The organism is Actinomadura geliboluensis (genome assembly GCF_005889745.1).
GTDB lineage: Bacteria > Actinomycetota > Actinomycetes > Streptosporangiales > Streptosporangiaceae > Spirillospora > Spirillospora geliboluensis.
Genome location: NZ_VCKZ01000367.1, coordinates 1 through 9,209 on the forward strand (window position 1 = coordinate 1; position 9,209 = coordinate 9,209).

Sequence of the window (9,209 nt, forward strand, 5' to 3'; positions counted from 1 at the left end):
GCCAGGGTCAGCCCATGAGGTCGCGGGCGACCTTCGCGGCGCCGAGTCCCGCGCAGCCGCCCGCGATGCCCACGGTGGCCGCGGTCACCCACAGCGGGAGCCCGGGACGCGTCTTGGCGGCGCTCAGCGTGTCCAGGACGTCGATGCCGAAGCCGAGCCGCGTCCACAGGCGGCGACCCGACTCGTCGCCGCTCAGCAGGTAGCCGGCGCCCAGCGCGACCTCGCGGGCGCCGAACGCCCGGACCAGGTAGTCGCGGCCCGCGTCGTCACCGGATCCCATCTGCATGAGCCGGACGGTCAGCTTCGGGGCGGTCAGGGCCGCGAGACCGAAGGCGATCCGGCCGCGCGCCAGGTTCTTCATGGCGCCGTCGAGCCGGTCCCTGCCCTCGGTTTTGCCCCGGTCGTCTATTTCCATCGCATCTGCCACAAGGGGAGGCTATCTGTGCGGTGCCGCGTTGCCGAGACCCGGGTAACCCCCGCCTTACACGTCTATCGTTTCAAGGAGGCGGCACCCCTCGGCACTCCCCCGGGCGCTCCCCCGGCGCCCCCGGACAGAAGGTGACCATGGAAGGCATCCTCGCGCTCGTCGTCGTGTCACTCCTCGCCACGTTCTGCGTGCGATGGGTCGCGGTGCGGCTCCGCCTGCCCATGCCCACCAGGGTCGCGGTGCTCACCGTGTTCGTCCTGGTGGTGCTGACGATGTACGGCAATTACCTGCGCACTTGAGTGCACGTTCAACGAATTGGTGCCCGGTCGCCCGAACCAACCACCCCGACAGCGAGTCATAACTGGCGAAACCGGCTTCACGCCCGTTCGCCGTCCCTGCCCGGACGAGAGCGGTACCCCGTCCGATGAGCCGGTCCGAAACAAGGGAGTGCACCAGTGCCGCTGCCGCATCCCGCGACCGCTATCCAGGGGACCGGCGGCGCGATCGCCCCGCATCTGCGGCGGCTGCTGGAGTTCGTCGAGCCCGACCAGAACGACATCTGCCTGGACGTGGCGCGCGGCCACGGCCCGATGCCCGCCGCGCTCGGCCCGCAGGTGCGCCACCTGACCGCCGTGGACGCGATGCCCGCGCCCGCCGACCCCGCGCCAGGTACGTCGCGGCGGATGGCGACGGTCGAGTTCGGCACTGGACCGGTCCGCATCACCGACGGCGACTCACCGCCGCCCGCCACCCGCGCGGCGGCCACCACCCGCGAGGACCTGCGGCCCCGCACCATCGACCCCGACCGTCCGACGATCAAGGCGGACGCCACCGCGCTGCCGTACAGCGACAACGCGTTCTCCCTCGTCACCGCCCGGTTCTCGCTCTACACCCTGGGCGACCCCGACGGCGTGCTGCGCGAGCTGCTGCGGGTCTGCAGCCCGGACGGGCGGGTCGTCGTCGCCGACCTCGTCCGCGGCAACCTCGCCGGCCCCGAGCGCGACCGCATCGAGCGGCTCCGCGACCCCGACCACCCCGGCACCCCGTCCATCGCCCGGCTCACCGAGATGATCACCTCGGCGGGCGGCAGCATCCGCCGGCTGGACGTGTTCACCGTGGAGCGCCCCATCGAGCCGTGGCTCGCCAGCGCCCGCGACGAAGCGGCGGCCGACCGCATCCGCGAAGCCCTGCTCGACGAGGTGGACGGCGGCCCCAAGACCGGCGCGAAGCCGCGCGTCATCGGCGGCGAGCTGTGGTTCACCCAGACCTGGGCGCACGTCGCCGCCGAACCGATCCGCTGACCCCGCCGGCGTCTGAGCCCTACGGAACGAGGACGGCCGCCCCGGTGAACCGGTCGGCGGCGAGGTCGGCCAGCGCACAGTCGGCCTCGTCCAGCCCGTAGGCGTGCGTCGTCACGGCGACGTCCAGCCGCGCGGCCAGCGTCAGGAACTCCTCCCCGTCCGCGCGCGTGTTCGCCGTCACCGACCGGACCTGCCGCTCCTGGAACAGGTGCCGCTGGTAGTCGAGCACCGGGATGTCGCTGAGGTGGATGCCGGCGACCGCGCACGTCCCGCCCCGGTCGAGGCGCTCCAGCGCGGCGGGCACCAGTTCCCCCGCCGGCGCGAAGACGATCGCCGCGTCGAGCAGAGCGGGCGCCGCGTCGAAGGAGTCGCCCGCCCAGGACGCCCCGAGCTCGCGGGCCAGCTCCCGCGCGGCCGGGCTGCGGGTGAAGACGTGCACGTCGGCACCCTCGGCGAGGGCGACCTGCGCGGCCAGGTGCGCGGAGCCGCCGAACCCCCAGATGCCGAGCCGCCCGCCCGGCGGCAGGGCCGCGCGGCGCAGCGCCCGGTAACCGATGATGCCCGCGCACAGCAGCGGCGCGGCGCGGACGTCGTCCAGCTCGGGCGGCAGCGCGTAGGTGTAGGCGTCGACGGCCGTCGCGTACTCGGCGTAGCCGCCGTGCGCGTCCCAGCCGGTGTAGACCGACGCCGGGCACAGGTTCTCGGCGCCGCGGCGGCAGAACCGGCAGGCGCCGCACGTCCCGCGCAGCCACGCCACCCCGACCCGGTCGCCGGGACGGTGCAGGCAGCCGGGGCCCGCGTCGGCGACCTCGCCGACGATCTCGTGGCCGGGCGTCACCCCCGGCAGGTGGACGGGCAGGTCGCCCTCCGCGACGTGCAGGTCGGTGCGGCAGACGCCGCACGCCAGCACCCGGACCAGCAGCTCGCCCGGGCCGGGCGAGGGCACCTCGCGGTCGGCGCGGTGCAGCGGCCCCGACGCGATCGGGGACGGCCGCTCCACCACCCAGGCGCGCATCGCTACGGCGTCAGCGGCAGCTCGAACCAGACGGCCTTGCCATCGGCCGTGGGGCGGGCGCCCCACCGGGTGGCGAGCTGGTCGACCAGGTAGAGGCCGCGGCCGCCCTCGTCGGTCTCGCCGGCGCTGCGGATGCGCGGCAGCCGCATGTCGGAGTCGAACACCTCGACCCACACCATGTCGTGGCCGCGCCGCAGCCGGAGCCGGAACTCCTTGGTCGGCGGCTCGCGGCGGCCGAGGTCGGCGCCGAGGTTCCAGTCGTCCTCGTCGAACGCGCCGCCCTCGAACGGGTCGCCCTCCAGCCCGGCGCCGAACTCGGTGTTGAACTGGACGGGCGGCGGCGCGCCGAGCGGCTCGCCGCCGCGGCCGGGCGGCCCGGCCGCGACCGGGACGACCATCTCGCGGCGCGGCGTCGGCGTGGTCGTGGCGTGCAGGACGACGTTCGTGACGACCTCGGAGACCAGCAGGCACGCGAGCTCGGCCTGCTCGTCGAGCATCCCCCAGTCCGCGAAGGTGTCGGCGGCCATCCGGCGCGCCTCCGACACCATGATCGGCTCGGCGGTGAAGCTGCGCTCCGCCACGCCCAGCTCGTCGCCCGCGGTGCGGATCACCACGATCGCGACGTCGTCGTCGATGTCGCCGGGCACCGCGTCGTAGGCGGCGTTGGCGACCGCCTCGACGCCGCCGCCCGCGGCCTTCGCGACGGCGGCGCGGACCATCTCCCGCGACTCCTCGCGGGTGTAGTAGTCGCCGTCGTCCTTGGGCCGCCGGTCGATGAGGCCGTCGGTGTAGAGCACGAGCGTCGAGCCCGGCTTCAGCTCGGTCGTCTCCTCGTTGAAGAGGATCTCCCCGCCCATGCCGGGGGCGCGCAGGCCGAGCATGCCGCCCTCGCTCTCGAACTCCAGCTCCCGGACCTCGCCGTCGACGACGAGCAGGGGCGGGTCGTGCCCGGCGTTGGCGAACTCCAGCACCCGCGACCAGGCGTCGTACACGAAGTAGGTGCAGGACACGAGCGGCGGCCGGACGAGGTCGTCGCTGTTCCACCCCGAGCGCATCCGCTCCGGGCGCGTCATCGTGCGGACCCACTCGTCCAGCTTGCGCAGTATGTCGGCGGGCGGCTTGTCGTCCTGCGCGAAGGCGCGCAGCGCGGCGCGCAGCTGGCCCATGACGGCGGCGGCGCGCGCGCCGCGCCCCTCGACGTCGCCGATGACGAGCCCGACCCGCCCCGCCGAGAGCGGGATGACGTCGTACCAGTCGCCGCCGACCTGCGTCTGGATGCCGTGCCCGTGCGACTCCAGCGGCCGGGCCGGCTCGTACCGCCAGGCGATCTGCAGGCCGTCCAAGCGGGGCGGCCGGTCGCCGGGCAGCAGGTGCTTCTGGAACGCGAGCGCGGTGTCGCGCTCCTCCTCGAACAGCAGCGCGTTGTCGACGGCCAGCGCGACCCGGCTGGCGATCGCGCCGAGCAGGTCGCGGTCGAAGCCGTCGTAATGCGGGTCGGGCCGCTTGGACAGGTTCGACAGCGCGAGGCTCATCACGCCGAGCAGCTCGCCGCGCACCAGCAGCGGCGCGGAGATCACCGAGGTGATGCCCATCTCGACGCCGAGCCGCCGGGACGACTCGGTCGGCGCCGCGAACCGGTGCTGGATCATGTCCTCGACGAGGACGGCGTCGCGCCGGTCCATCGCCTTGGCGCTGAAGTGGCCGGGCGGGTAGGAGACCGGCTCGCCGACCTCCGCCCAGGTGCCGGGCGGCGGCTCCCAGTCGCCGGCGTGCCGCGACACCCGCCGGTACAGCCGGTCGCCGCTGTAGAGGTCGATGAAGCAGTGGTCGGCGAACTGCGGGACGAGCGTGTCGGCGACGCGGCGCAGGGTGCTCTCCAGCTCCAGCGACCCGGCGAGCCGCTCGCCGATCCGCTCCATCAGCCCGTAGCGCTCCTGCTCGCGCTGGTTGGAGCGGAGCGCCTCGCGCGCGAAGATGACCACGCCGTCGACCGCGCCGGACGGGTGCCGCAGCGGCACCGCGTGCGCCCGCGTGTAGACGGTGGTGCCGTCCGCGCGCAGGTTGCAGAAGGTGCCCTCCCACACGCCGCCCTTGAGGACGTGCTTGGCGAGCTCGGTCGCCTGCTCGTGGTCCTCCTCGGCGATGCCCAGGGACAGGATGGAGTGCCCGATGATCTCGTCGCCGCCGAACCCGAACAGCTGCCGCGCGAACGCGTTGCCGTAGATGACGTTGCTGAAGCGGTCGCAGACGATGACCGCCATCTCCATCTGGCCGAGGACGGTCTCGGGTGGCAGACGCGCCTCGTCAGGCGCTTCCCCCCAGTGGTTCATCTCCCCATCCCGATCCTGCCGGCGGCCGCCGTCCCCGGCCTGCTGTTCACCGGGCGTGGCGGTACGGCCGGCGCATGAGTTCGTCTCGTCGTATTGAACGACGAACCCGGCGCCGGGATACGCCCGAAAGGCGCGATGGTATGGAGATCTTCGGTATAGACCGTCGGAACCGGTGCTCGCACGCCGATCGTGTCAGCGCCTGCTGACGAAGACGTGTTCGGCGATGTCGCGCGGCAGCTCTGTCGCGGGCCCCTCGTCCTCGTCGTCACTGATCACCCGTACCCCGTCATCGGTCGCCCGGAGAATCACCTCTCGTCCCGGTTGTATCCCTATCTGCTTGAGTCTAAGCATCAGGTCGCTGTCGCTCTGCACCTGCTCGCTGATCCGCCGGATCACCGCGCCCGAGCCGCCGGGGCTCGCGACGGCGGTCATCACCGACAGCGGCGCGGGGTCGCCGTCCTCGCCGTGGCCGCCGAGTTCGTCCAGACCGGGGATCGGGTTGCCGTGCGGGCAGGTGGTCGGGTTGTCCAGCAGCGCGACCAGGCGGCGCTCGACGTCCTCCGACATCACGTGCTCCCAGCGGCACGCCTCGATGTGGACGTCCTCCCAGGGCAGGCCGATGACGTTGACCAGCAGGCACTCGGCCAGCCGGTGCTTGCGCATGACGCGCGTGGCGAGACCGCGACCGCTTTCGGTCAGTGCGAGATGCCGATCGCCCTCGACCCTGAGCAGGCCGTCGCGCTCCATCCGCGCGACCGTCTGGCTCACCGTCGGGCCGCTCTGGGAGAGCCGCTCCGCGATGCGCGCGCGAAGGGGAATGATCCCCTCCTCTTCGAGCTCGAAAACCGTCCGGAGGTACATCTCCGTGGTATCGATAAGGCCGTGTGAGGTCACAGCTCCCTCCAGTCTTATGGGCAGGAGTCTACTTGCTCGGGCACGGCCCCGCCGGGCCCCGCGAATATCCCCCTGAAGCCGGGTAAGGGGAACGCAAGATGAACGCGAAACCTTCCCAGGACGCGGAACCGTTCCTGCCCCGCACGCCCGAGGAGCGCGGCGATCTCGGCGCCCTGCGCCGCGCGGCGGACGGCTGCCGGGGCTGCGGCCTCTACGCCGACGCCACCCAGACCGTCTTCGGCGAGGGCTCGCCGGGCGGGCGGGTCGTGCTCGTCGGCGAGCAGCCCGGCGACCAGGAGGACCGCAAGGGCCGCCCGTTCGTCGGCCCCGCCGGACGCGTCCTCGACCGGGCGCTGGAGGAGGCCGGGATCGAGCGCGGCGACGTCTACGTCACCAACGCCGTCAAGCACTTCAAGTTCAAGCGGCAGGCGGCCGGGAAGCGGCGCATCCACGAGACGCCGAACGCCGGGGAGATGCGCGCGTGCCGCCCCTGGCTGCTGGCCGAGCTGCGGATCCTGGAACCGGACGTCGTCGTCGTGCTCGGCGCCACGGCCGGCAAGGCGCTGCTCGGCTCGTCGTTCCGGGTGACGAAGCAGCGCGGGCGCCTGATGGCGCTGCCCGACCTGGAGACGATCGGCACCCCGGCCGCCGGGCGCGAGCTCGGCGAGGCGCCGCCGGAGGAGGCCGACACGCGGCTGCTCGCGACGATCCACCCGTCCGCCGTGCTGCGCGCCGAGGACCGCGACGCCGTCTACGCGGGCCTCCTGGACGACCTGAAGATCGTCGCGTCCGCGCTCGGCTGAGCCCGCAGCGCACACATCCGCCGGGCCGCGGGGTCAGGGCTCGACCGTGACCGCCTCGGCCGTGCGGGTGTCGTAGCGGACGAGCGCCGGGACGGCGACCGCCGCGACGACCACCAGCGCCGCGCAGGCCAGGCCGCCGCCCACCCAGGACGCGGTCGCGCCGGCGACGCTCGCGGTCGCGCCCGCCCGCACGTCCCCGAGCCGGGGGCCGCCCGCGACGACCACGGTGAACACGCCCTGGAGCCGGCCGCGCAGCTTGTCCGGCGCGTACGTCTGGAGCATCGACTGGCGGAAGACCGCCGACACCAGGTCGGCCGCGCCGCCCACGGCGAGCAGCGCCACCGCGAGCCACAGCGAGCCGGCGAGCCCGGCCGCCGCCACGGCCAGCCCCCACACCACGATGGAGGCCACGAGGGCGAACCCCTGCCGGTGCACCCGCCCGATCCAGCCGGACGACAGCCCGCCGAGGAACGCGCCGATCGCGATCGCGGCGAACAGCCAGCCGACCGCGCCCTCCCCGCCGAACCGGGTCTCCGCCACCTCGGGGAACAGGGCGCGCGGCATCGCGATCGCCATCGCGATGATGTCCACGACGAACGACATCAGCAGCACCGGCTGCGTCGCCAGGTAGCTCAGCCCGTCGATCACCGACCGCAGCCCCGGCGAGCCGGTGACGTCGCCCAGCGGCGGGATCGGCGGCAGCCGCAGCGCCGCGTAGAGGACGACGGTGAACAGTACAGCGTCCAGCGCGTAGGCCGCCGCGTAGTGCCAGTGCGCGAGCAGCACGCCGGCGAACAGCGGCCCGGCCAGCATCCCGAACTGGCTGGCGGTGAAGTTGAGGGTGTTGGCCGCCGGGACGAGGTCCCGGTCCACCAGCCGGGGGATGATCGCGCTGCGGGTCGGCGAGGCCACCGCGAACCCCATCGCCTGGACCGCCACCACCGCCATGATCAGGGTGAGGCTCTCGACGCCGAGCAGCGACTGGACGAGCAGCAGCAGCGTCGCCGCCCACATCACGCAGGACGACGCGAACAGCAGCCGGCGCCGGTCCATGTGGTCGGCGATCGCGCCGCCCCACAGCCCGAACACGATCAGCGGGGCGAGGTTGACGAAGCCGAGCACGCCGACCCACAGCGACGACCGCGTCATGTCGTACACCTGGACGGGCACGGCGACGGCGGTGACCTGGAACCCGACGAACGAGACGCCCTGCCCGAGCCACAGCCGCCGGTACTCCGGCCGCCGCAGCGGCCGGACGTCGATCGCCAGCCGCCGCAGCCTGCCGCGGGCGCCCGGCCGCGGCGCGGCGGGCTCCTCCGGCCCCGCCCGCTCGCCGGGTTTCGCGGGTTCCCCGGGTTCCGCCGGCTCCTCTCCGGATGCCGCGCCCGTGCCGGAGCGCTCGGCGGTGTCAGGAGTGTCGGCGGGGGATGGCTGCTGTTCCGATGTCACGGGGACAGTCTCTCCGCCGTCCACTCCCCCGGCTCCTCCGCACCCCCCGGAGATACTTCGCGGCGGTAACGAATCCGGTCGTGCAGCCGGTCGCGGCGGCCCTGCCAGAACTCGATCGACTCGGGGACCAGGCGGTAGCCGCCCCAGAACTCGGGCAGCGGGACGACGTCGGTGCCGTCCCCGTCCGGCGCCCCCGGCGGCTGCCCGGCGGCCGGATCCGGCCAGCGCGCGGCGGCCTCGGCGTAGCCGCGCTCCAGCACCTCCCGGCCGGGGATGACGCCCGACTGGTGCTCGCTCGCCCACGCGCCGAGCCGCGACCCGTACGGGCGCGTCCGGAAGTAGGCGGCCGACTCGTCCCGCGACAGTTCGGTCACCGGACCCGCGACCCGCACCTGCCGGTACAGCGGATGCCAGGGGAACACCAGCGCCGCGCGCGGGTTCGCGGCGAGATCGCGCGCCTTGTCGGACATCAGGTTCGTGAAGAACCGGAAACCCTGCGGGCCGTACCCCTTGAGCAGCACGAGCCGGGCGCTCGGGACGGCGTCGGCGGACGCGGTCGCGAGCACCATCGCGTTCGGCTCGGCGAGGCCGGCGGCGTGCACGTCGGCGAACCACGCGGCGAACAGCGCGAGCGGATCGGCGGGGAGCGCCGACTCGGACAATTCGCCCGCCTCGTAGGATCTGCGGAGCCGTGCGGGATCGGGCGTTGCGGAATCCACAGCGTCAGAGCCTCTCACCTGGGCCTTGTGCAACTCACATGGCCCCTGGGTACTGGTCAGTAAGGCGGACAGGGTTCAATGGCACGGCACCGCCTTATCACTCTTGGGGACGAAAGGCAGGACGACATGTCCGACTTCAAACCTGGTCTCGAGGGGGTCGTGGCCTTCGAGACCGAGATCGCCGAACCGGACAAGGAGGGCGGCGCCCTCCGCTACCGGGGCGTCGACATCGAGGAACTCGTCGGCCGCGTCTCCTTCGGCGACGCCTGGG

10 protein-coding genes are annotated in these 9,209 nt (G+C 73.5%); 4 read left to right on the forward strand and 6 right to left on the reverse strand.

Features of this window, described 5'->3' with window-relative positions:
• Positions 1 to 7 precede the first annotated feature (7 nt).
• Positions 8 to 427: a hypothetical protein gene (locus ETD96_RS34870; RefSeq protein ID WP_240808449.1), complete on the reverse strand. Its 420-nt coding sequence runs from the start codon at positions 425 to 427 to the stop codon at positions 8 to 10.
• A 137-nt stretch (positions 428 to 564) separates the two neighbouring features.
• On the opposite strand from ETD96_RS34870, the gene ETD96_RS45275 reads away from it, so the two are divergent.
• A complete protein-coding gene (locus tag ETD96_RS45275; protein ID WP_165964158.1) occupies positions 565 to 726 on the forward strand; it encodes a hypothetical protein in 162 nt (53 codons plus the stop codon).
• Between the two features lie 156 nt (positions 727 to 882).
• A complete protein-coding gene (locus ETD96_RS34875) occupies positions 883 to 1,728 on the forward strand; it encodes a methyltransferase domain-containing protein (RefSeq protein WP_240808450.1) in 846 nt (281 codons plus the stop codon).
• Positions 1,729 to 1,747: 19 nt separating this feature from the next.
• On the opposite strand, the gene ETD96_RS34880 is transcribed toward ETD96_RS34875, so the two are convergent.
• The 3 genes from ETD96_RS34880 to ETD96_RS34890 all read right to left on the reverse strand — a co-directional run bounded on the left by ETD96_RS34880 (position 1,748) and on the right by ETD96_RS34890 (position 5,967).
• Positions 1,748 to 2,743 carry a zinc-dependent alcohol dehydrogenase family protein gene (locus ETD96_RS34880; RefSeq protein WP_138640741.1) on the reverse strand — a complete coding sequence of 332 codons (996 nt, stop codon included), beginning with the start codon at positions 2,741 to 2,743 and terminating at the stop codon, positions 1,748 to 1,750.
• A gap of 2 nt (positions 2,744 to 2,745) precedes the next feature.
• Positions 2,746 to 5,073: an ATP-binding SpoIIE family protein phosphatase gene (locus ETD96_RS34885; RefSeq protein WP_138640742.1), complete on the reverse strand. Its 2,328-nt coding sequence runs from the start codon at positions 5,071 to 5,073 to the stop codon at positions 2,746 to 2,748.
• 192 nt (positions 5,074 to 5,265) lie between these two features.
• A complete protein-coding gene (locus tag ETD96_RS34890) occupies positions 5,266 to 5,967 on the reverse strand; it encodes an iron-dependent transcriptional repressor DtxR (protein ID WP_138640743.1) in 702 nt (233 codons plus the stop codon).
• A 98-nt stretch (positions 5,968 to 6,065) separates the two neighbouring features.
• On the opposite strand from ETD96_RS34890, the gene ETD96_RS34895 reads away from it, so the two are divergent.
• Positions 6,066 to 6,770, forward strand: a complete 705-nt coding sequence (locus ETD96_RS34895) for a UdgX family uracil-DNA binding protein (RefSeq protein WP_138640744.1) — start codon at positions 6,066 to 6,068, stop codon at positions 6,768 to 6,770.
• Positions 6,771 to 6,803: 33 nt separating this feature from the next.
• Here ETD96_RS34895 and ETD96_RS34900 read toward each other — a convergent pair whose 3' ends face one another.
• Both ETD96_RS34900 and pdxH read right to left on the reverse strand, forming a co-directional pair.
• Entirely contained in the window at positions 6,804 to 8,219 is a 1,416-nt protein-coding gene (locus ETD96_RS34900) for an MFS transporter (protein WP_138640745.1), read from the reverse strand.
• The gene (gene pdxH, locus ETD96_RS34905; RefSeq protein WP_240808451.1) at positions 8,216 to 8,881 is read right to left on the reverse strand and encodes a pyridoxamine 5'-phosphate oxidase; all 666 of its coding nucleotides are present in this window, start codon (positions 8,879 to 8,881) and stop codon (positions 8,216 to 8,218) included. The genes ETD96_RS34900 and pdxH overlap by 4 nt, the downstream gene beginning before the upstream one ends.
• A gap of 183 nt (positions 8,882 to 9,064) precedes the next feature.
• On the opposite strand from pdxH, the gene ETD96_RS34910 reads away from it, so the two are divergent.
• Positions 9,065 to 9,209 (forward strand): citrate/2-methylcitrate synthase (locus tag ETD96_RS34910; RefSeq protein WP_274704666.1); only part of this gene is annotated, 145 nt, incomplete at its 3' end.